This window comes from Streptomyces sp. NPDC086777, assembly GCF_040702065.1.
Classification (GTDB): domain Bacteria; phylum Actinomycetota; class Actinomycetes; order Streptomycetales; family Streptomycetaceae; genus Streptomyces.
The window spans coordinates 125,032-144,691 of record NZ_JBFBJI010000020.1 but is presented as its reverse complement, the minus strand read 5'-3'; the positions used below and the strand labels follow the sequence as shown (position 1 = coordinate 144,691).

20 protein-coding genes and 4 pseudogenes are annotated in these 19,660 nt (G+C 69.2%); 15 read left to right on the top strand and 9 right to left on the bottom strand.

Annotated features, from left to right (window positions below; translation table 11 throughout):
- Nucleotides 1–55: 55 nt before the first annotated feature.
- The 5 genes from AB0472_RS26920 to AB0472_RS26900 all read right to left on the bottom strand — a co-directional run bounded on the left by AB0472_RS26920 (nucleotide 56) and on the right by AB0472_RS26900 (nucleotide 4,443).
- On the bottom strand, nucleotides 56–487 hold the full coding sequence (locus AB0472_RS26920; RefSeq protein WP_366359802.1) for a heme-binding protein: 432 nt from the start codon (nucleotides 485–487) through the stop codon (nucleotides 56–58).
- The gene (locus tag AB0472_RS26915) at nucleotides 484–1,959 is read right to left on the bottom strand and encodes a DHA2 family efflux MFS transporter permease subunit (protein WP_366359800.1); all 1,476 of its coding nucleotides are present in this window, start codon (nucleotides 1,957–1,959) and stop codon (nucleotides 484–486) included. Before AB0472_RS26915 ends, AB0472_RS26920 begins: the two co-directional genes overlap by 4 nt.
- Entirely contained in the window at nucleotides 1,956–2,537 is a 582-nt protein-coding gene (locus tag AB0472_RS26910; protein WP_366359798.1) for an NAD(P)H-dependent oxidoreductase, read from the bottom strand. Before AB0472_RS26910 ends, AB0472_RS26915 begins: the two co-directional genes overlap by 4 nt.
- A 19-nt stretch (nucleotides 2,538–2,556) precedes the next feature.
- Nucleotides 2,557–3,495, bottom strand: a complete 939-nt coding sequence (locus AB0472_RS26905; RefSeq protein WP_366359796.1) for a fumarylacetoacetate hydrolase family protein — start codon at nucleotides 3,493–3,495, stop codon at nucleotides 2,557–2,559.
- A 96-nt stretch (nucleotides 3,496–3,591) separates the two neighbouring features.
- Nucleotides 3,592–4,443: a hypothetical protein gene (locus tag AB0472_RS26900; RefSeq protein ID WP_366359794.1), complete on the bottom strand. Its 852-nt coding sequence runs from the start codon at nucleotides 4,441–4,443 to the stop codon at nucleotides 3,592–3,594.
- A gap of 235 nt (nucleotides 4,444–4,678) precedes the next feature.
- Here AB0472_RS26900 and AB0472_RS26895 point away from each other — a divergent pair, with 235 nt between their 5' ends.
- The 6 genes and pseudogenes from AB0472_RS26895 to AB0472_RS26870 all read left to right on the top strand — a co-directional run bounded on the left by AB0472_RS26895 (nucleotide 4,679) and on the right by AB0472_RS26870 (nucleotide 11,135).
- The gene (locus AB0472_RS26895; RefSeq protein WP_366359792.1) at nucleotides 4,679–5,515 is read left to right on the top strand and encodes a GntR family transcriptional regulator; all 837 of its coding nucleotides are present in this window, start codon (nucleotides 4,679–4,681) and stop codon (nucleotides 5,513–5,515) included.
- Nucleotides 5,512–7,128: a thiamine pyrophosphate-dependent enzyme gene (locus tag AB0472_RS26890; RefSeq protein ID WP_366359790.1), complete on the top strand. Its 1,617-nt coding sequence runs from the start codon at nucleotides 5,512–5,514 to the stop codon at nucleotides 7,126–7,128. The genes AB0472_RS26895 and AB0472_RS26890 overlap by 4 nt, the downstream gene beginning before the upstream one ends.
- 58 nt (nucleotides 7,129–7,186) lie before the next feature.
- Complete coding sequence (locus AB0472_RS26885) at nucleotides 7,187–8,644, top strand: benzaldehyde dehydrogenase (protein ID WP_366359788.1); 1,458 nt, start codon at nucleotides 7,187–7,189, stop codon at nucleotides 8,642–8,644.
- Nucleotides 8,645–9,076: 432 nt separating this feature from the next.
- Nucleotides 9,077–9,601, top strand: a complete 525-nt coding sequence (locus AB0472_RS26880) for a transposase (protein WP_366359786.1) — start codon at nucleotides 9,077–9,079, stop codon at nucleotides 9,599–9,601.
- 143 nt (nucleotides 9,602–9,744) lie between these two features.
- Nucleotides 9,745–9,870 (top strand): annotated as a pseudogene (locus tag AB0472_RS26875) (IS110 family transposase); the annotation flags it as partial.
- Nucleotides 9,871–9,954: 84 nt separating this feature from the next.
- Nucleotides 9,955–11,135 (top strand): annotated as a pseudogene (locus AB0472_RS26870) (IS256 family transposase).
- 375 nt (nucleotides 11,136–11,510) lie between these two features.
- On the opposite strand, the gene AB0472_RS26865 reads toward AB0472_RS26870, so the two are convergent.
- From AB0472_RS26865 to AB0472_RS26855, 3 genes are all read right to left on the bottom strand, one after another.
- Nucleotides 11,511–11,879 carry a hypothetical protein gene (locus tag AB0472_RS26865; protein ID WP_366359784.1) on the bottom strand — a complete coding sequence of 123 codons (369 nt, stop codon included), beginning with the start codon at nucleotides 11,877–11,879 and terminating at the stop codon, nucleotides 11,511–11,513.
- Nucleotides 11,876–12,484, bottom strand: coding sequence for a hypothetical protein (locus tag AB0472_RS26860; protein WP_366359782.1), 609 nt, complete (start codon nucleotides 12,482–12,484; stop codon nucleotides 11,876–11,878). The genes AB0472_RS26865 and AB0472_RS26860 overlap by 4 nt, the downstream gene beginning before the upstream one ends.
- Before the next feature lie 62 nt (nucleotides 12,485–12,546).
- Nucleotides 12,547–13,137 (bottom strand): RNA polymerase sigma factor, encoded by a 591-nt coding sequence (locus AB0472_RS26855; protein WP_366359780.1) that lies wholly within the window; start codon nucleotides 13,135–13,137, stop codon nucleotides 12,547–12,549.
- 155 nt (nucleotides 13,138–13,292) lie between these two features.
- On the opposite strand from AB0472_RS26855, the gene AB0472_RS26850 reads away from it, so the two are divergent.
- From AB0472_RS26850 to AB0472_RS26820, 7 genes are all read left to right on the top strand, one after another.
- Complete coding sequence (locus tag AB0472_RS26850; RefSeq protein WP_366359891.1) at nucleotides 13,293–13,781, top strand: Asp23/Gls24 family envelope stress response protein; 489 nt, start codon at nucleotides 13,293–13,295, stop codon at nucleotides 13,779–13,781.
- 83 nt (nucleotides 13,782–13,864) lie between these two features.
- The gene (locus AB0472_RS26845; RefSeq protein WP_030645371.1) at nucleotides 13,865–14,032 is read left to right on the top strand and encodes a hypothetical protein; all 168 of its coding nucleotides are present in this window, start codon (nucleotides 13,865–13,867) and stop codon (nucleotides 14,030–14,032) included.
- Nucleotides 14,029–14,436, top strand: coding sequence for an Asp23/Gls24 family envelope stress response protein (locus tag AB0472_RS26840; RefSeq protein WP_366359777.1), 408 nt, complete (start codon nucleotides 14,029–14,031; stop codon nucleotides 14,434–14,436). Before AB0472_RS26845 ends, AB0472_RS26840 begins: the two co-directional genes overlap by 4 nt.
- Nucleotides 14,437–14,488: 52 nt before the next feature.
- Nucleotides 14,489–15,172 carry a DUF6286 domain-containing protein gene (locus tag AB0472_RS26835; RefSeq protein ID WP_366359775.1) on the top strand — a complete coding sequence of 228 codons (684 nt, stop codon included), beginning with the start codon at nucleotides 14,489–14,491 and terminating at the stop codon, nucleotides 15,170–15,172.
- Nucleotides 15,173–15,200: 28 nt separating this feature from the next.
- The gene (locus AB0472_RS26830; protein WP_366359773.1) at nucleotides 15,201–15,809 is read left to right on the top strand and encodes an alkaline shock response membrane anchor protein AmaP; all 609 of its coding nucleotides are present in this window, start codon (nucleotides 15,201–15,203) and stop codon (nucleotides 15,807–15,809) included.
- Between the two features lie 87 nt (nucleotides 15,810–15,896).
- Nucleotides 15,897–16,052: a DUF6131 family protein gene (locus tag AB0472_RS26825; RefSeq protein WP_099054839.1), complete on the top strand. Its 156-nt coding sequence runs from the start codon at nucleotides 15,897–15,899 to the stop codon at nucleotides 16,050–16,052.
- Between the two features lie 201 nt (nucleotides 16,053–16,253).
- Nucleotides 16,254–17,546 carry a PP2C family protein-serine/threonine phosphatase gene (locus tag AB0472_RS26820; RefSeq protein ID WP_366359771.1) on the top strand — a complete coding sequence of 431 codons (1,293 nt, stop codon included), beginning with the start codon at nucleotides 16,254–16,256 and terminating at the stop codon, nucleotides 17,544–17,546.
- A gap of 181 nt (nucleotides 17,547–17,727) precedes the next feature.
- Here AB0472_RS26820 and AB0472_RS26815 read toward each other — a convergent pair.
- Nucleotides 17,728–17,799: pseudogene (locus AB0472_RS26815) on the bottom strand (dCTP deaminase); the annotation flags it as partial.
- A 17-nt stretch (nucleotides 17,800–17,816) separates the two neighbouring features.
- On the opposite strand from AB0472_RS26815, the pseudogene AB0472_RS26810 reads away from it, so the two are divergent.
- Together AB0472_RS26810 and AB0472_RS26805 are read left to right on the top strand one after the other, a co-directional pair.
- Nucleotides 17,817–18,116: pseudogene (locus AB0472_RS26810) on the top strand (iron-containing redox enzyme family protein); the annotation flags it as partial.
- 251 nt (nucleotides 18,117–18,367) lie between these two features.
- Nucleotides 18,368–19,540: an AI-2E family transporter gene (locus AB0472_RS26805; protein ID WP_366359769.1), complete on the top strand. Its 1,173-nt coding sequence runs from the start codon at nucleotides 18,368–18,370 to the stop codon at nucleotides 19,538–19,540.
- Nucleotides 19,541–19,660: the final 120 nt, after the last annotated feature.

The window sequence follows — 19,660 nt, the reverse complement described above, 5'->3', positions numbered from 1 at the left end:
TCGACCGAGGGCAGGAGCCGCCGTGAGGTGGTTCTGGCCTCGCGGGGCGGCAGTCTCAGCCGACGTCGGCGACGAGTCCGACCTTCTGGACTCCGAACACGGCGACAGCCTCGTCGTTGTCGGGCCGGTCACCGCTGACGCCGACCGCACCGATCAGGTCGCCCGACTCGTCGCGAATCAGCACCCCTCCTTTGGACGAGGCGATCCGGCCTTCGGAGATCGCTGCGAGCGCGGCGAAGAACGCGGGATCGCGGGTGGCGTGCCGGGCCCCGGCGGCACCGCCCTGACCAGTGCCGAGGGAGCCCCACGCCTTGGCATGGGCGATCTGAGGGCGCAAGATGCCGGCCTTCTCCTCGCGCTTGACGACCAGCGGATGGCCTCCGGGGTCCAGGACGGTGACGGTCAGCGGGCGGAGCCCGAGTTCGTGGGCATGGCTCAGAGCGGCGTCGACGATCTCGGACGCCTGTACGAGTGTCAGTCCACTCATGGCTGCAGTTCCTCTTCTCCGGGGTTGGTGTTCTTTTGTGCCGGGGGGATCGTGCTCGCCGCCTCGTGGTCACTGACCCGGGTCGCCACGCAGAGACCGAGCAGGTTCACCGCGGCCAGGGTGAGAAAGGCGGCGCGGTATGCGGAAGTACCGTCCGTGTGGGCGGCTCCCGCCGCCACCAGGACGGAAGTGGCTGTCGCCACCCCGGCGGCTCCTCCGAGCCGGCGACCCACGTTGAAGAGGGTCGAAGCCCGGCCCGCGGAAATGCTGGACACGGTGGCGAAGGAAGCGGACTGCGTGCCCACAAAGACCTGCCCGACGGCGAGTCCCATGCCGTACAGCACGGGGATCATGAGCCAAAGGCTGGTGTGCGGCGACAGCAGCAGCGCCATTGCCGCGATGGCCAGGCTGGTCCCGCCCGCGCCGACCATAAGGTGCCGGCGCGGGCGGAGCTTGCGATAGAGCAGACGGCTGGCGAGCTGCGAACCGGTGACCACTCCGAGGGCCTCGGGGAAAGTGGTGAGACCGGCTTCCACGGGACTCATGCCCCGTTCGTCCTGGAGGTAGAGCGTCAGAGTGAACAGGGCGCCCAGGAAGGTCACCGACTCCAGGGTCATCACCGCCGTACCGAAGGAGAACAGCCGGTCCCGGAGGAGCCGGATGTCGATCATCGGCGCGCGAACACGGCGCTCGACCGCGACCAGTACGACCACCAGCGCTGCTCCGCCGGCCAGCGCGATGACTACCGGCGTGGATATCCAACCCTGTTGCGGTCCCTCGGAAACCCCGTACATCACCAGTCCGAAGCCCGAAGCTGCCAGCAGGAATCCGGCCAGATCGAACCTTTCGGTGGGCCGTGGGGGCTGATCATGCAGGAACAGCATCCCGAAGACGACGGCGAAGACTCCTACCGGCACATTGACGAAGAAGACGGCCCGCCACGAGACCTGGCTGACCAGTACACCGCCGAGCACCGGCCCCAGAGTGGGAGCCAGGCCGTTGGCGATGCTGAGGATTCCCGAAGCCCGCACCCTCTCGTGCGGGGCGAAAGTCCGCAGCAGCATCGCCATGCCGACGGAGGCGAGCATCCCGCCCCCCGAGCCCTGGAGCACGCGAAACAGGTCGAGCTGAACCAGACTGGTCGCCATGCCGCACAGCGCGGAGCCAGCAGTGAACACGCCGACGGCGGTGAGCAGGGTGCGCCTCCCGCCGAACCGGTCTCCGAGCCAGCCCGAGGCCGTCACGAAGACCGCGAGACCGACCAGATAGGAGATGGACGCGGTGTCCACGGCTGTGGCCGGGACGCCGAAGGCACGGCCGATGGTAGGCAGTGCGACGTTGACGATCGTCATGTCGAGAGTGCTCAGGAACAACCCGGCCACGTAGACGACACAGACGGCCGCCTTCTGGCTGACGACGCACCCGCCATCGGGCGTCACCTCGTCGGGCTCTGTGACCTGGAACGCCCTCATATGGTGATGGGTGTCCGGGCGGCCGCGGTCGCTTCGGTGATCTGCAAGAGGACGTCCAGTACGCCGACGGCGCTCTGCTCAAGTCCTGCAGCCGCCTCGAACCTTCCTGAGGTCGTGAACGAACGTCGTACATGAGGAATGTGCACGGATCCGGCGACCGGCAGCATCCCAAGCGCAGTGACAACCGGCAGCAACCCTTGTACGGCCCTGGCGCCAGCGGCGAGCCCGCCGTACCCCACGAAGCCGACAGGTTTCCCGGCCCATTCCCCGGCGAGGTAGTCGAGGGCGTTCTTGGTGGCCGCGTTGAAGCTGTGGTTGTACTCCGGCACCACGAACACATAGGCATCGGCCGCGCTGACGATCTGGCTCCAACGGCGCGTGTGGTCGTGCTCGTACCTGCCGTGCTGCGGCGGTCGCGGTTCGTCGAGGAGCGGCAGTGCGACCTCGGCGAGGTCGACGAGTTCGCAGTCGAAGCCGGCGTGTTCCCGCGCTCGGGCGAGGAACCAGTCGGCGACGGCGGGCCCGCGCCGTCCGGGCCGGGTGCTGCCGATGATGATCTGCAGTCTGGGGTGGCGCACTGGGGTGACCTCCGGTCGGTCAGTCGTCAAGGACGACCTTGTTCTCGACGACTCCGAGCCCTTCGACCTCGCCTCGGACTACGTCGCCAGACCGCACGGCTCCATGACCGGCTGGAGTGCCCGTGGACAGCACATCGCCGGGAGCGAGGGTGAGCGCGGCAGTGAGCCAGGCCAGTTGCTCGGGAATCGAGTGCACCATCTCGGCGGTGCTGCCGTCCTGGCGCACCACGCCGTTGACCCACTGGCGAATACGCAGGCTGTGGGGATCGGTTATCTCGTCTGCCGTTACAAACCAGGGTCCGCAGATGCCGTAGGTGTCGAACCCCTTGCCGCGGTCCATTCGGTTGTTGTCCCGCTCGGAGACGTCCCGGGATCCGACGTCACAAAAGCCGATGTAGCCGGCCAGGGCTCGCATGGCGTTCTCCGGGACGAGACGGCGGGCGTGGCGCCCGATGACGACAGCGAGCTCCATCTCCGGATCGACCCTGTCGCTGATCGAGGGATGCTGCAGCTCGTCATGCGGACCGGCCAGGGAACCCGGGGCCTTGAGACATCCCTGTAGAGCGGGCGGTCGGAGTGCCACCTCGTCGGGCGCAGACCTCCGACGTGGGTAGTTCGCGAGCATGCACCAGATGGTGCGCGGACTTCCGATCGGTGGCCCCAACAGTCCGGGACGGTCGGGCCACAGACAGTCCTCGTCAAGTACGCCGGTGTCAGCGTGCTCGACGGACCACTCGAACAGACGCCGGGTGGATTCGAGCTCCGGGTCACTGCGGAGCAGGCCGGGAAGGTCTTGGACAATGACGCGTGCGGAATGCTCCAAAGCATCCAGCCGTCGGACCCCGCCGTACTCCTGCCGCCGCACATGGGCGGCTTGCACGTCGAGGAGGTGTTGGGGGACCACGTCGGCGAAACAGAGCCGGTCACCGATGGGAGTCCGCCGAGAAGCGATTTTCACGGTGCGTAAGGAACTTTCCGTGCGGGAGAGTGAGGTGGGGCCGCGGAAGCCCGGGAGGACGAATCCGTCCCGAGCAAGCGGACCGGTCCAGCGGGCTCAGCCTTTGTCGGCGTCCCTGGGGTTCTCGAAGCGGATGCCGCCGTCGGTGACGACACTGACGAACTTGTCGTCGTCAGGTTCCACGGGGAGCTGGATCGGCGGCAGCCCGACGGTGAACAACACCAACTCGTCGGTCGCGCTATAGCGCACCTTCTCGCCCGGCTCGGCTTCCACCGCAGCGAGCTTGCCGACTTCACTGCCCTCTACGGTTCCGGCGCCGGACAACACGACCGTCAACCGCTTGGCGTGGTCGCTTTCCGAGACCCACTCCGCACCTGCGTCGATCTTGACGAACTCGATCCAGAACTGCCGCTCGGTGTAGGTGCCGATGTGTCGCCGCTTCACCCCCGGCCAGCCGACCACCGGCAGCCAGTTGAAGTGGTCGGGATTGCTGATGACGACCCCGTTGTAGCGGGGCTTGGGAAACCGCTGTTCCCGGCGCGCGCGGCGCTCGGCCTGGGCTTCCTTGTTGTCGGGGCCGCGGCCCCTGCCGGCGCCCATGCCGAGCGCGGAGGCACCGCCGAACTGGAGCACCAACTGCAGCTGCCTCGGCTCCGAGAGCTTGTCGTCCTGGGGACCGTAGGTCTGGCCCTCCGGGAAGTAGCCGACCTCACCTTCGCGCAGGATCCCTTGCTCTCCGATGTTCATGTCCCCCACGAGGGGCAGCCGGATCTGCTCGAAGGTGTGGCAGTGCCGCGGCATGGAAAAGTCCGCCTCCTGGCGGCCCAGGATGTAGCGGTAGTTCTCCAGCGGCTTCTCGCGATCGCCCATGAGCAGGTAGTTGAACGAGACCGTCCCCCTGGGGTGGTCCATTTTGTACGCGTTCTCTTCGAACGGCGCGATCTTCATCACAGTCCTCCGCAGTCGGCTTCTCGACGCGCCACCCACTCAACCTTTCTAGTAGGTTACGGGTCAACCTTGCGAGCGTGTTTTTATGAGAATCACAGATTCGCACAGAAAGTGGGGAAGTCAGCAGGGCTACCGCGGCCCTGAAGGTCACACCCAGCCTTCCCGTACCTACCAAGTAGGTTATATTCATGGAGCAGACCCCCGCGTCTCGTCTCGGCACCCGGCCAGGAGTGGCATGTCCGCGTCTCAGAAGAGCAGCTCGGCGATCCGACGGGAACGGGCGGCCGACCAGATCATCGAAGACCTCCGCTCGCAGATCCTCGGCGGTGCCCTGCCCGATGGTTCACGGCTGCCGTCCGAACGGGAACTGGCGACGAATTACGACGTCAGTGGTCCGACCGTCCGGGAAGCTGTCCGCGTTCTGACTGCCATGGGTCTCGTCAACGCCCGCAACGGCAACCGGTCGACCGTCACCGCACAGGGCGACACCCTGCTCGCCATGTCCATCGCCTCGGTCGTACAGTTCGAAAGGGTCAGGGCCCGCGAAGTGCTCGGCCTGCTCGGCACCCTCAACGGGTATGCCGCCGAACTGGCCGCCGAACACGCCGACAGCGACGAGATCGCCCGCCTCAGGGAAGCAGCCGGTGCTGTCCCACGGGCCAACAGTGTTGAGAGTTCCGCTGCCGCAGTGCGGGACTTCTTCGCAGTGCTGTCTGAGATCTCACACAACCCGCTGCTCGCATCGTTGTGCCGGTTCATCACGGAGATGCAGATCGGACTGGCCGTAAGGCTGTCCGGTGGAGAGGCCGGCGGCTTAGGGCGCATCGCAGGGCCACTGAACACGGAACGGATGCGAATCGTGGCCGCGGTCGCCGCCCGAGACTCGCGGCGCGCTTCCGCAGCCGTGCACGACCACCACCGTCAGGTGCCGGAACGAATTGCCGAGATCCGCGAGATCGGCAGCCGGCCCCATGCGCAGGACAGCACTCTGACCGAAGCGCTCACTGCGTGGCTGCGGTCCAACGTCACCATAGGAGGACAGACCACCATGCCCCGAAGCACCCTGTCATGACGACTCCTCCCGCCGGAGCCCGCTCCGTTCGCGACGCCGCGCTCGACATTCTCCGACTGCATGGCCTGACTACCGTCTTCTCCAATCCTGGCTCGACCGAGGTCTCGTTTCTGACCGACCTACCCGAGGATTTCGCTTTCGTGCTGGGCCTCCACGAAGGCGCTGTGGTGGGCGCCGCCACCGGGTGGGCGCTGGCCCGAGCCACGCCGGCCCTGGTCGTGGTGCACACCACCGCCGGACTCGGCAACGCGGTGGGGGCGCTGGCCACCGCGCGTGTCAATCGGGCCCCCCTCGTGGTTCTTGTCGGCCAACAGGACCGCCGACACCTGGCTTTTCAGCCGTTTCTGGCCGGACGGCTGGAGGGACTCGCCGGTGACATCCCCGTGCAGGTGGAGTCACCGGTCCGGGCCGCAGACGTTCCCAGCACCATCGCCCGGGCGGTGCATGCCGCCGTCGAGAGCCGGGGGCCGGCTCTGGTCATCGTCCCGATGGACGACTGGGAACAGGCCGCCGAGAACCTGCCGATGCCGGCGCCCACCTCCGTACGACACTCCACCGCAGCGGCCCCACGGGATGTTGCCGACGTCGCCGCGCTGGTGTCCGAGGCAGCCTCGCCCGTCCTTGTCGTGGGGTCAGGTGCCGACCAGCGAGACACATGGACCGCTCTCATCTCACTCGCCGAGCGCCTCGGCTGCCCGGTGTGGCAGGAACCCTACGGCGCCCGTGCCGGCTTCCCCCAGGATCATCCTTCGTTCGCCGGCCATCTGCCTGCGACCCGGACACGGCTGCGCGCCCTGCTGGACCAGCACGACCTCGTGCTGTGCATAGGCGCCCCGTTCCTCAGGCAGTATCCTTACGCGCCGGGCCCCCTGACGGATACCCGGGTCGTAGTCGTCACGGACGATCCTGCAGAGGCTCGCCACTCCCAGGCCGAACTGGCTGTCGTCGCGCCTCTTTCCGACTTCTGTGACCGTCTGGCGCGCCGCCTCCCCGCCAGGACTCAGAGGCCCCAACCCGAGACCATTCGCGCAACCCGCGCCGCACCGCCCCCTGGGGACGGTCCGTTGACGCCGACACAAGTCTTGGCTGCGCTGGGAGAGCGGCTACCGCCTGACACCGTGGTAGTCGAGGAGACACCTTCCTCCCGTCCGGACCTGCACGCCCTGGTCCCTGCTCGAACCCCGCTCGGTTTCCTCAGCGCCGCCATGGGCGGTCTTGGCTTCGCCCTCCCCGCCGCGATCGGGGTGCGCATGGCACTACCGCGCCGGCCCGTCGTCGCAGTAGTGGGCGACGGATCCTCGCTCTACCAGATCCAGGCCCTGTGGACAGCCGCGCACTACGGCGTCGGCGCCGTTTTCGTCGTTCTCGCCAACGGTCGCTACGCCATCATGGATGAACTCGCCGCGCAACACGGCGGCAAGCCCCCTTGGCCCGCCTTCCGAGAGATCAGCGTCAGCGGACTCGCCGAGTCACTCGGCTGCGCGGCCCGCCGCATCAGCGATCACGCCGATCTGTGCGCCACGCTCGACGCGGTCTGTCAGAGCCTGCCAGACCGTGTCGAACCCCTCGTCCTCGAAGTAGCTGTCACAACCGACGGCCATTTCCAGCCCTGACTCTCATGCCCAACTTCCCTCCGCCCGCGTGCGGCCCCCCCGACCTCCGGAGGTCACCATGGCTCTGCTGGATCCCACCCACTGGTCCGGAAAAGCTGTCATCGGACAGTGGACGACTACGGTCGGAGGCATCCGCCCAGTTGTGGAGCCCGCTACGGGCGACATACTTGAGTCCATCGGACTGGCAACGGCCGAGGACGTTGCGACCGCAGCCGAACTCGCCACCCGTGCCCAGCAAGCCTGGGCACGGGTCCCGTACACCGATCGTGCCGCCGTCCTGCGCCGCGCGGGCGACCTCTTCACCCGCCATGCAGCGGAGATCCAACGGTGGATCGTGCGGGAGGCCGGAAGCGTCCCGGGCAAGGCCGAATTCGAGACGACCACCGCCGCTCAGGAGTGCTACGAAGCAGCGGCCCTGGTCAGCCATCCTCTGGGCGAGGTGCTGCCCTCGGCCGAACCAAGGACCAGCCTGACTCGCCGGGTACCGGCGGGAGTTGTCGGTGTGATCGCGCCCTTCAACGTGCCTCTTGTGTTGGGTATCCGCTCCGTAGCCCCTGCTCTGGCTCTCGGTAACGCGGTGCTCTTGAAGCCCGACCTGCGCACCGCCGTGTCCGGCGGGGTGGCGATCATGCGGGTCTTCCAAGAGGCGGGATTGCCGGACGATGTCCTGCATCTGCTGCCGGGCGACGCCGACACCGGAGCAGCGCTGGTGACCGCGCCGCAGGTCCGGGTGATCTCCTTCACCGGGTCCACGGCCGCCGGCCGCAAGGTCGGCGCGGCTGCCGCTCAGCATCTCAAGCGAGCGCATCTCGAACTCGGCGGCAACTCAGCCCTGATCGTCCTACCCGACGCCGATCTGGAGCGCGCGGCCTCAACAGCCGCGTGGGGCTCCTTCTTCCACCAGGGGCAAGTCTGCATGACCACCGGTCGGCACCTGGTGCACGCCGACGTGGCAGAGGAATACGTCGAACGGCTCGCGCACAGGGCCGAACATCTGGCCGTGGGCAACCCGGCCAAGGAGGATGTCGCACTCGGTCCCATCATCGACTCGGAGCAGCTGAACAAGATCCACAGCCTGGTCACGGCCAGTCTCGAAGGCGGTGCCATTCTGGCCGCCGGAGGAACATACCGGGATCTTTTCTACCGACCTACGGTCATCACCCATGTTGCCGATTCGTCCCCCGCCTATACGGAGGAGGTGTTCGGACCAGTAGCCCCGGTTCGCGTCTTCTCCGACCTGGAGGAAGCGGTCGCCCTGGCCACCGCGACTTCGTACGGGCTGTCGCTCGGCATCCTGACAGCAGATGTCATGCGCGGACTGGAACTTGCCGAACGTATTCCAACAGGTCTTCTCCACATCAACGACCAGACCGTCAACGACGAGGCCATCGCGCCCTTCGGCGGTGTAGCCGCGTCCGGGACAGGCGCCCGCTTCGGAGGCTCGGCGAACATCGAGGCCTTCACAGAGACACGATGGACCACTCTCCGGTCGACTCAGGCGGTTTACCCGTTCTGACGATCCGTGGTTCCCCTACGCCGATCCGACCTCATGCAGGCAGAAGCCGAGGGTGCGTCCAGGGAGATGGTGTACGCGTTCGACCTGATCCGGGGGTTTGCTCCGGCGTCGGGATGATGCCCGCATGGATGAACGGCCACCGGCTGGTCTTCGAGGTGTCGAAGCCCGAAGGAGACCAGCACGATGACCGCACCCGACTGTGAGGATGTCGGTGTCCCGGACGGCGGTCTGACCCGGCACCCGACTGGCTGCGTGCCTTGAGGCTGATCCGTTGGCTGTCGTCCGGGGTGCAACACGCCTCCCAGCCAGCGGACGTGTCCCGATAGGGGCTTTCGCGACCGGCACCTTCACAGTCCTGACCGTCTCTGGCCTGGTGGTTCTCCCGTTCCGGCGACACGAAGGCAGCGACTGTGCTCAGCATGACTCACCGCGATGCAGCCCCTCACGGCGCCCTCCCCAGCCACCGAACAGGTCCTGCTCGGTGTGGATACCCACAAAGACACCCACGTCGCTGCGGTTTTGACCGTGCTTGGGACCGTCCTGGACAGCCGGAGCTTCCCCGCGACTGCTGACGGATACCGCCAATTGCTCTCCTGGGCACGCTTGTTCGGGCTGGTGCGCCGCGCAGGAGTGCAATGCACCGGCTCCTACGGCGCGGCACTCACGCGTTACCTCCAAGCCGAGGATGTCTCGGTTACGGAGGTGAACCAACCCGACAAACAAGCGCGCCGACGTCATGTCAAATCGGACTCTGTCGACGCTCAGGCAGCGGCGCACGCCGTCTTGTCCGGCCGAGCTACTGCCACCGCGAAGTCAGGCCACGGTTCCGTGGAGATGCTGCGGCTGTTCAAGCCGGCCAAGGCATCTGCGATCAATTCGCGTACTCAGGCGATCAATCAGCTCAAGTCTGTCCTGGTGGCGACGGATCCCGCCTGCGCGAGAGCCTTTCGGGCTTGAGTATCGCTCGCCTGGTCCGCGCCTGCACACAGCTCGCCCCCGGCACCATCTCCACGGCCTCTGATGCCGCCCGCCACACCCTCCGGCTCCTGGCTCGACGCGTCCAGAACCTGAGCGAAGAGATCGACGACCGCACCACTCGCATGAAGCACGCCGTTCAGGGCACAGCACCTACGCTGCTTGACCAGCATGGCGTCGGCCCCGATATCACGGCATATCTACTGATCGCCGCAGGTGACAACCCTGAGCGCCTTCACAGCGAAGTTGCCTTCGCCCCTCCGGCAGGCGTCAGCCCAGTCGAGGCATCCTCAGGAAAGACCCAACGCCGCAGACCAGTTGACATCCATAGGGGCATCAGTCTGCCCCTGCACGCCCTCGCCGAGGACAACCTCGCCGCGGCGAGTCCCGATCTGCTGCGCGCGATGGTCAAGACGTTCGCCGACGCACTCATGTCCGCCGAAGCCAACTCCCTCTGCAACGCCGAATACGGCCAGGTCCGCGACGAGAGAGTCAACCATCGCAACGGATATCGCCCGCGCGAGTGGGACACGAGGGCCGGGACCGTCGAACTGGCCATCCCCAAGCTCAGGTCCGGCAGTTACTTCCCGCACTGGCTGCTGGAGCGACGCCGGCGGGCCGAACAGGCCTCATCTCGGTAGTCGCCACCGCCTACCTGCTCGGGGTCTCCACCCCCCGAGTGGAGAAGCTCGCCGAGAGCCTGGGCGTCACCCAGCTGTCGAAGTCGCAGTTCAGCGCGATGGCGAAGCATCTGGACGACGCCTTCGTCTGGGCCGATGCCCTGACCCAGAAGGTCCGCGAGGGCGGCCGCATCGTCAACGTCCACGCGCTGATCGCGGTCGGCGTCAACGCCGACGGGCATCGCGAGACTCTCGGCCTGGACGTGGCCACCGCCGCGGACGGCGCCGGCTGGCTGGCCTTCCTGCGCTCGCTGATCGCCCGTGGCCCGTCCGGCGTCCAACTGGTCATCGCCGACGCACACATGGGTCTGATCAACGCGATCGGCGCCACCCTGCCCGGCGCGAGCCGGCAGCGATGCCGCACCCACTACGCCCGCGCACTGCTCAGCCAGGTCCCCAAGTCGGCCCAGCCGTGGGTGGCCCCCCTGCTGCGGACCATATTCGAACAACCCGACACCGACGCCGTCCAGGCCCGGATGCGACACGTCCTCGATGCTCTGGAGGCCAAGTTTCCCAAGGCCGCAGCCTACTTGGACGCCGCTCAGAGCGAAGTGCTGGCGTTCACCGCGTTCCCGCGGGAGATCTGGCGGCAGATCTGGTCGAACAACCCACAGGAACGACTCAACAAGGAGATCCGCCGCCGCACCGACGTGGTTGGCATCTTCCCCGACCGCACCGCCCTGATCCGCCTGGTCGGCGCGGTGCCGGCCGAGCAGAACGACGAGTGGACCGAAGCCCACCGATACATGGGACTCGACCTCCTGGCCAAGGCCCGCCTCCACCCGATCGAGTCAGAAACCGAGGAGACCGTCCTCCCGACCGAACTCACCGCATAGCCTCGAAACGAGATCACCGAGTGGCCGTCGATACACCACTCCAGCGGACGTGACCGCGAGGGCGCCGACGGCCGGCCTTGTGATTCGCCCACGACGACCGGCGTCAGGTCCCCGGACTCAACCGGTCGTCGCAACACTGGTCGATCGATTGGCGCGGGGGTACCGCGGACCACCTCGCCATCCTGTGGTGAGCCCGCAGCCAGCCCAGGTCGTAGGGTCATTCCCGGTGCGCGGGTGAGCCCCCGCCGCCATACGGAATGCTCTCGGTGATCGCACCGTACTCCCCGTCCGGACCGGGCGGACCGAGGCGGAGCGATGGGTCAAGCGCGAGCACGAAGAAGCGACGGTTCGCGGTGCCTGTGCCCGCGCCGCCGGTCATGCCGCGTCGTGCCGGGCGGCAATCCCGGTCACCGTGACCGCGACGGTGACCGGCTCCGTGAGGCCGTGGGTGGCGAGGTGGGTGATGAGGGCGGCCGTCACCCGGTCGTGGACGTCTCGGGCGATGTCCAGCGCCCGCCGTCCCCCTGCCACGACGCAGCGCACCTCGAAGTGCCAGCCCGAACCGTCCGGCGCCCGGTCGGCGCGTATGCCGGCCTCGGGCGGCGTGGTGTCCGCCCGGGTGGGCGCGGCGGCTGCCGCGAGGCGCCGGGCGAGGCGGGGTTGCAGGGCCGCCACGCCAGGAACCGCGAGGGCCGCCTCGGCCGCGACGCCGAGGAGCGAGGTGGTGCAGGCGGCGGTCATCATGAGCCACCGTCCGTCGCGAGGCGGGGACCCAGGGTCGGCCACGGTTCCAGTACGTCGGCCACGGTGATGTCGACGGCTGTCACCATGAGCCCCAGATCCTGTCCGGCAGAGTGAAGGACCATTCGGCGCACCTGGTCGACCCGGTGGGGCAGCGGGCGGTCGAGGGCGGCGGCCAGGGTCATGGTCACCCGCACGTGGGTGCCGTTGTCCTCGGGTATGAGCCGGCAGGTTGCGGCCCTGGAACCGGGGACCGTGTCCGCGGCCTGCCTCAGCACCTTCGCCGCGGCGCTCTCGGTGATCCGCAGGTCCCGGTCCCGGTCCCGGTCGGGGTCGGGGTCGGCCAGGGGCAGCAGTCGCCCCAACCGGGCCTCTGCCCTGACGACGTCCATGACCCGGTCGACGAGTGCGCGCAGGCCCGGGGGGTCCTTGCCGAGCAGCGCCCGGGCAGCCGCGTCCACCGTGGCCAGTCCGTCGACGGCTTCTCGGCAGTGCGGACAGGACACCGCGTGCGGGTCCGGGGCCGGCTGCGCGTCCCGTGCCTGTTCCCAGACCCGGCTCAGCAGCCGGCCGCAGGACAGCACCTCATCACCGGCGAACGGGGGCACGCCGGCGGCGACTGAAGCGTCGCGGGACCCGTCGGGTCCGGGAGGCCCCGGGTGCGGGCCGTTCAGCGCCATGGGCCCATCGCCTCCTGCAAGGATCTGCGTGCCCTGAAAAGTCTGCCGCGTACCGTCTGCTCGCCCGTGCGCGTCACGTCGGCTATCTCCTTGTAGGGCAGGCCCTGCACCTCCCGCAGGATCCAGCAGACCCGCTGTCCGGCGTCCAGTTCGGCAAGTGCGCAGGACAGTGCGGCCGTGGCCGCGTCCTGCTCGGCGGCCCGGGCGGGCTGGCTCCACGCATCGCCCGCCGCGGGTTCGGCCACGGTGTCCAGGGGGACGGGCGACGGCCGGCGACATCGCATGGTCTGGCAGCGGTTGACGGTGATCCGGTACAGCCAGGTGTGGAACTCCGCGCCGTGCCGGTATTCCGGCAAGTGACGCCAAGCGCTGATGAAGGCGTCCTGGACGGCCTCCTCAGCGTCCTGCGGGTTGCCCAGCATGCAGCGGGCCAGGGTCAGCAGTGACTGGCTGTGCCGCTGGACCAGCACGGCGAAGGAGTCGTCGTCCCCCTCCGCCGCCCGTACGGCCAGCAGTCGGTCCGGCAGGTCGCCTGCCGTCGGGTCACGCCCCGACGTCGGGAGAACAGCGTTTTCGATCATGGCGCCCTCGCACACGGCTTGGAACTGCCGAGTACCCGACAGGTCGCACGTGACCCACATCACACTCACCGAGTGTGAGGATCGTGGCGCCCGCCATGTCCAACCCATCGAAGGGCGCCGCACCGGTGTCCGCGCGACCGATCGAGGCGACCACCATGACGGACAACATCACCAGTGTCGGCAGGAGCAGCCGACCCGAGACAGGCGTGAGCGCGCTCAAGGGCCGCACCGGGGCCGGGGCTCCGGCCGAGACGCGGGGCAGGACCACCATCGCGGACGGTGTGGTGGCCAAGATCGCGGGCATGGCCGCCCGCGAGGTACCGGGCATCTACAACCTGGGAGCGGGGATGGCGCGCGCCTTCGGCGCCATGCGGGAACGCGTCCCCGGCGCTGCCGGAGGCGGAGCGGTCACCCGCGGCGTCAAGGTCGAGGTCGGTGAGCGGCAGGCCGCGGTGGACCTGGACGTCGTCGTCGAGTACGGCGTTTCCATCGTCGATGTCGCGGGCGGCGTGCGCACCAACGTCATCAGTGCCGTGGAGCGGATGACGGGCCTGGAGGTCGTCGAGGTGAACGTCGCCGTCGACGACGTCCACCTGCCCGACGAGGAGGAGCAGACCGACCGGGACGAGGGCCGCGTGAGGTGACCGCTGCCGGGACCACCGCCGTGTCCTCGGGCGTGAGCGGATGACCATGCGCAAGGCACGCTCGCGAGACGGGTGAGGGCAAGATGAACACAGCAACGACCGGCCTCGCAGCCGGTATGGCCCTGGGCTTCGCCGGTTACTTCGGCGGCTTCTGGGCGTTTCTGCTGGTGCTGGTCCTGGGTGCGGCGGGGCTGATCGTCGGTCTGGTCGTACAGGGCGACCTCGACCTCCGGACACGGAGACAGCGGTGAAGGCCCGGCCCGGTTCCCCCGGCGAGGGGTCGGTTCCGCCGGCGCCGGCCGCCGGGCTGCCGCCCCCGGCCGAGCGGGGCGCCACCGTCATCCCGGACCGGGTGGTCGCCCGCATCGCCGCGCAGGCCGCACGCGCGGCGCAGTCGCGGCGCGCCGCCGTACCGCCCGATCGGGGCGGACCTGCGCCACCCCACGCCTGCGCCGCCGTCCGTAGCGGATCGGTGCGCCTGCATCTGACCATGGACCTGCCCTACCCCACCGACATCCCCCGTGTCTGCGAGCGGATCCAGCGGGACGTCGCCGAACGGGTCGCCCAGCTGACCGGGCTGCGGGTGGGAGAGGTCCTCCTCACCGTCCGGCGGCTGGTGACCGCAGCCGACTCCGGCCGGGGGCGGGTACGGTGAGCGGCCGGGCGGCCCAGGTCACCGGGCACGCCGTGCGGGAAGGACGATCGCGATGACATCCGATCCACGTCCCCCGGGCCGCGGCTCCGTGTCGTCCGCGCACCGTGCCGCGGTGCCGCTGGCAAAGGAGCCCGACCCTCCAGAGGGCGTGTCCGCCTCGGACCGCACAGCCGGTGAGCGCGAGGAAGGGCGCCGAACCCATCGCGGGTGGTCGGCACGCCGCATCACGGCGGCGCTGGTCGCCGCGGTGATCCTCGTGGCCGCGGTCGCAACGCTCGTCGACGTCGTCGCCGTACGGGCCGGGCGTCCTGCCGCGGCCTGGCGACGGCACCTGGCCGACGAACTGGCAACCCGTCCGGTGGACGACGTGTGGATGCTGACGGGGGCCGCCGTGGCGGCCGCCGTCGGCATCTGGCTGATCGTCCTGGCCCTCACCCCCGGCCGGCGCCGTTGGCTGCCCCTGCGCTCACCCGCCGGCTGCCCGCGAGTGCGGGCCTTCGTGGACCGCGACGGAGCCGCCGTCCTGCTGCGTGACGCCGCCATGCGGGTCCCCGGAGTCGGCGCGGCGCACGTCCTGGTGGGCCGCCACCGCATCAAAGCTCGCGCGGACGTCCGCTTCCGCGACCCCCGACAGGTGAGGGACGACCTCACGGCCGTCCTGGACGAGGAACGCGACCGGCTGACCCTCGCCCGTCCTCCCCGCATCGCCGTACGGGTGCGGCGACGCATCCACTGACGCAGCACCCGTAGCACCGGAGCCCGCCATGACACCGCGATCCGCACTCAACCGCATGCTGCTGGCCCTCGCCGGACTGGCCCTCCTCGGCGGCGGACTGCTCATCCTCTTCGCCGGACTGGACCTCTACCGTCGACACGATCTGGCCCCGCCCACCGGCTGGCCCCTGACCCACCCGGCCGACGTCCTGCTCGCCTCCGCCGACCGGGCCCGCTGGAGCGGCCAGGGCTGGTGGTGGTGGCCCGCGGTCATCGCCGCCCTCGTCCTCACCGCCCTGCTCGCCCTGTGGTGGCTGCTCGCCCAGCTGGGCCGACGCCGCCCCGGCCTTCTGACCGTCGGCCGACCCGCCCCGCAGGAGGGCGTCGAACTGCGCGAGCGCGCACTCAGCGATGCGATCGCGAACGAAGCCGGTGCCCTGCCAGGGGTAGGCCATGCGGCCGTACTCATCACCGGCCGACCGGGCCGCACCCACACCCACATCAAGCTCACCCTCACCCCCGAGGGCGCGCCCGGCGCCACTCTCGGTGCCCTGTGCGAAGGCCCGCTCAGCACCGCGCGTCGGTCCACCGGCCTCATCGACATGCCCACCGAGGTCCGCCTACAGGTCAGCCGTCACGGTCCACACCGCGTGGAGTAGGGAGGAGAGAGACGCCGTTCCCGCCGACGCCCTTGCGGCCCACAGCAGTTCGCGGGCGCGCCGACACCACTCCCCGAAGGAGAGATCATGATCATCCTGGGCGTCATACTGCTCGTCGTCGGCTTCCTCACCGGCCTGTCCATCCTGTGGACCATCGGGATCATCCTGCTGGTCGTCGGAGCCATCCTGTGGATCCTCGGCGCGATGGGACACGCCGTCGCCGGGCGACGCCACTACTGGTAGGCGGGACAGTTGCCCTGCAGAGCAGTGATCCAGGCTGCGGGCAGGCCGGCAGACGGCGCCCACCACCAAGACGTGCGCGGCGGCGGACGACGACGGAGAGGTCGATCCGGCTGAGGCCGCCGCCGGTGCCGACCACCCGCCGCTGCTCGGCAGAGGCGCGCCCGATGGTCGTCGGCCGGTGAGTCTCCGTCGGGAGTTCGTATGCACAGCACCTTTGAAGATCCGCAAGCACGTCCCCCCCGGGCCACGGCGAGGACGGGCGGTGAGCGGCGGGGACCCGCGGAAGGCTCCACCCGCTCGGAGCGCTTCGCGGAGGAGTTCCTGGGAGTCCTGTTGGACCAGGGGCACGAGTTGCCACCGCATCAGCTCGGTCCGCTCGTCGCACGGCAGATCGGCGGGCTCGACGGCCGCGAGACCTCGATCTTCTTGCAGGACTACGGCCAGGTGTGGCTCGTCCCCCTGCCGGGTGACGGGCTGGCGGCCGGCGAACCGCAGCCGATCGACGGTTCCGATGCCGGTCGTGCCTTCCAGGAGGCGCGTCCCGTCGAGGTGCCGCAGGCCGACGGTGTGCGGGTCTATCTGCCCCTGCTGGACGGTGGCGACCAGGTGGGCGTCATGGCCGTCACCCTGGACCGCCTCCAGGACGACGAGCGACCGCTGCTGCGCAGGCTCGCCTCGCTCGTGGCCGACATGCTGGTGACCAAGCACGGTTACACCGATCTGTTCTTCCGGCTGCGCCGCAGGGAACCGATGAGTGTGGCGGCGGAGATCCAGTGGTCGCTGCTGCCACCGCTGGCGATGTCGACGCCCCGGGTCGAGCTGGCCGGGATGCTGGAACCTGCCTACGACGTGGCCGGCGACAGCTTCGACTACGCCCTGAACGGCGACGTCCTGCATGTGGCGATGGTCGACGCGATGGGCCACGGACTGGATGCCGCCACGATGGCCACGGTCGTCATCGGAGCGTACCGGCACGCCCGGCGCATCAGCGTCGGCCTGTCGGAGATCTATGCGTTCATGGACCGGGCCGTCGCCGAGCAGTTCGGCCCCGACCACTTCGTGACCGCTCAGATGATGCGGCTCAACACGGCCACGGGCAGGCTTCAGTGGGTCAACGCCGGACATCCCGCTCCTCTGTTGATCCGTGGACACCGTGTCGTACAACGGCTGCAGGGCCCGACGACGCTGCCCATCGGCTTCGGCGGTCACGAGCCCCGGATCAGTGAAGCGGATCTCGCCCCCGGCGACCGGATCATGTGCTTCACCGACGGACTGATAGAGGAGCGCGATGTCGGCGGCGAGGAATTCGGTGAGGAGCAGCTCATCGCGTGGGTGAACCGCCTCGAGCCCACGTCCCGACAGATCCGGACGGTGGCGCGCTCCCTCTCCCACACGCTGCAACGGGCGCGGGGCGGGATCACCACGGACGACGCGACACTCCTGCTGATCGAATGGCGCGGAAGCGCCGCCGACGGTCTCGCCCTCCTGGAGTGAGCCGCCGGTCAGCCGCGGATCACACCGTCGGCTCCCGACCAGGTCAGCCCCGACAGCTACGACGTCCGCCTTGGCCCCACCCTGCTCACCTACACCTCCGACGTGCTCGACGCCCACCGGTCCAACCCCGTCGCCGAGTCCACGATCAGCCACGACGGCCACGTCCTCCAGCCCGGCGAGCGAGGCCGAGGCGTCCGACGGAGGAGCGGCCCAACAGCAGCGGGACGAAGGTGTCGGAGCCGACCTCTTCGAGGGGTGTGGCCGAGGTGCGACGAGTTCGGCGCCGGCCGGGCCGAGCGCGTCCACGTCCGGCTGTTCGCCGACCTGATGGCCGACCCCGATCTGGACAGCGCCTACGGGCGCTACGTCGACACGGCCGGCGCGGAGATGCCGACCAGCGTCGACCTCATGTCCCCGTTCGGACCGCTCCGTGCGCTGCGCGGGGCGCTGGTGGGTCACTTCGCGGCGGTGGAGACCACCTCGTCGCCCGGCTGACGGCGCATCGTCCACGGGCTGCGACGGGGCGGTGCGGACCCCGCCCGCGTCCACTTTTGCACCGAGCACGTGGAACCTTCTCTCCGCCCGGCGCGACGGCCGTGCCTCACTGCGTACCCCGTTGTGCCCCCGACGCGTCCACCAGATGCCGGACAGGCGAAGCGGCGCGTCGGCGGTACAAGCGGACTGCCTGGGTACCCGAAGGCGGTGCCGCACTCTTCGCCCGGACGACCTGCGCGTGGGCGATGACACAGAGGGTGAGTGGCGGTCAGGGAACGCCGCGGCGACCTCCATGCCCCACGAGGCAGTCGAGGAGAGGCATCGCGATGTCTGCGCAGTCCGGGCCCGAGCCGGCTCGGGAGGAGCACGGTGCGCCGGACGGGACGGCCCTGAACGGGTCCCGTCTCAGCCCGGCGCGGGGCGAACAGGGGGAGGCGCCGCGGGAACCGTCGGCCCCGGACTCACGCGGCGCGCGCACGCGGTCCTGGGTGACGGTGGGTTTCGGTCTGGGCCTGGGGGCGAGCCTGGCGTGGCTCGCGGTGCAGACGGTCATGCGGGTCAGCTCGATGCTGACCCTGCTGATGCTGGCCGTGTTCATCGCGATCAGCCTGGAACCGATCGTCGCGTGGTTCACGCGCCGTGGGCTGCGCCGGGGCTGGGCCGTCGCGATCGTCCTGACGGGGTTCGTCGTCGTGCTCGGCGGCTTCCTGGCCCTGGTCATCCCGCCCGTGACCAAGGAGATCACCGCGCTGGTGAACGCGGTGCCCGGCTGGCTGAAGCAACTCCACGACCACCAGTCCACGATCGGCCACCTGGAGGACCGCTTCCACCTGGTCGAGAAGGGCAAGGAACAGATCGGTACGGGAGGCGGGGCATCCGGCCTTGCGGGAGGGATCCTCGGCGCGGGCCAGAAGGTCCTGAGCACAGTCGCATCCACGGCCATCGTGATCACCGTGACCCTGTACTGCATGGCGGCGCTGCCGGCCATCAAGGAGTTCTGCTACCGCTTCGTGGCCGCCAGTCGGCGTGAGCGCGTCGAGGGCGTGGCGGAGGAGATCATGAACCGGATCGGCAAGTTCATGCTCGGCAACCTCGTCACCTCGGGGATCGCCGGAGTGGCGACCTTCGGCTGGTGCGCCGCCACCGGCGTCCCCTATGCCGCCGCCCTGGGCGTCTTCACCGCCCTCATGGACCTGATCCCGATCGTCGGCTCCACTCTCGCCGGCATCGTCGTCAGCCTCGTCGCCCTGTCCGTGTCCCTTCCCATCGCGATCGCGACCGCGGTCTTCTACGTCGTCTTCCGCGTCGCCGAGGACTACCTCATCGTGCCGCGGGCCATGAAGTTCGCCGTCGACGTCCACCCCTTGGTCACCGTCCTCGCGGTACTGGTCGGCGGCGCGCTCCTCGGCGTCATCGGCGCCCTCGTCGCCATCCCGGCGGCCGTCGCTGTCGGCCTGGTCCTCGACGAGTACGTGTTCCCCAAGAAGGAACGAAACTGACGCCGCGTCGTTCGTGGGCGTTTCCGGACGCGGCGGCGTGCGCGCTGAAGCGGCGCGGATGAGACGCGGCCTCGAAGCCCGGCTTGACCGCCCTCGCCGATGGACGGTCCCCGTCCCTGC

What these genes read in the sequence shown, in the direction of transcription:
- AB0472_RS26920 (WP_366359802.1), bottom strand. Translation starts at nt 487, where the DNA reads ATGAGTGGACTGACACTCGTACAGGCGTCCGAGATCGTCGACGCCGCT.
- AB0472_RS26915 (WP_366359800.1), bottom strand. Translation starts at nt 1,959, where the DNA reads ATGAGGGCGTTCCAGGTCACAGAGCCCGACGAGGTGACGCCCGATGGC.
- AB0472_RS26900 (WP_366359794.1), bottom strand. Translation starts at nt 4,443, where the DNA reads ATGAAGATCGCGCCGTTCGAAGAGAACGCGTACAAAATGGACCACCCC.
- AB0472_RS26895 (WP_366359792.1), top strand. Translation starts at nt 4,679, where the DNA reads ATGTCCGCGTCTCAGAAGAGCAGCTCGGCGATCCGACGGGAACGGGCG.
- AB0472_RS26890 (WP_366359790.1), top strand. Translation starts at nt 5,512, where the DNA reads ATGACGACTCCTCCCGCCGGAGCCCGCTCCGTTCGCGACGCCGCGCTC.
- AB0472_RS26885 (WP_366359788.1), top strand. Translation starts at nt 7,187, where the DNA reads ATGGCTCTGCTGGATCCCACCCACTGGTCCGGAAAAGCTGTCATCGGA.
- AB0472_RS26880 (WP_366359786.1), top strand. Translation starts at nt 9,077, where the DNA reads ATGCAGCCCCTCACGGCGCCCTCCCCAGCCACCGAACAGGTCCTGCTC.
- AB0472_RS26865 (WP_366359784.1), bottom strand. Translation starts at nt 11,879, where the DNA reads ATGATGACCGCCGCCTGCACCACCTCGCTCCTCGGCGTCGCGGCCGAG.
- AB0472_RS26855 (WP_366359780.1), bottom strand. Translation starts at nt 13,137, where the DNA reads ATGATCGAAAACGCTGTTCTCCCGACGTCGGGGCGTGACCCGACGGCA.
- AB0472_RS26850 (WP_366359891.1), top strand. Translation starts at nt 13,293, where the DNA reads ATGACGGACAACATCACCAGTGTCGGCAGGAGCAGCCGACCCGAGACA.
- AB0472_RS26845 (WP_030645371.1), top strand. Translation starts at nt 13,865, where the DNA reads ATGAACACAGCAACGACCGGCCTCGCAGCCGGTATGGCCCTGGGCTTC.
- AB0472_RS26835 (WP_366359775.1), top strand. Translation starts at nt 14,489, where the DNA reads ATGACATCCGATCCACGTCCCCCGGGCCGCGGCTCCGTGTCGTCCGCG.
- AB0472_RS26830 (WP_366359773.1), top strand. Translation starts at nt 15,201, where the DNA reads ATGACACCGCGATCCGCACTCAACCGCATGCTGCTGGCCCTCGCCGGA.
- AB0472_RS26825 (WP_099054839.1), top strand. Translation starts at nt 15,897, where the DNA reads ATGATCATCCTGGGCGTCATACTGCTCGTCGTCGGCTTCCTCACCGGC.
- AB0472_RS26820 (WP_366359771.1), top strand. Translation starts at nt 16,254, where the DNA reads ATGCACAGCACCTTTGAAGATCCGCAAGCACGTCCCCCCCGGGCCACG.
- AB0472_RS26805 (WP_366359769.1), top strand. Translation starts at nt 18,368, where the DNA reads ATGTCTGCGCAGTCCGGGCCCGAGCCGGCTCGGGAGGAGCACGGTGCG.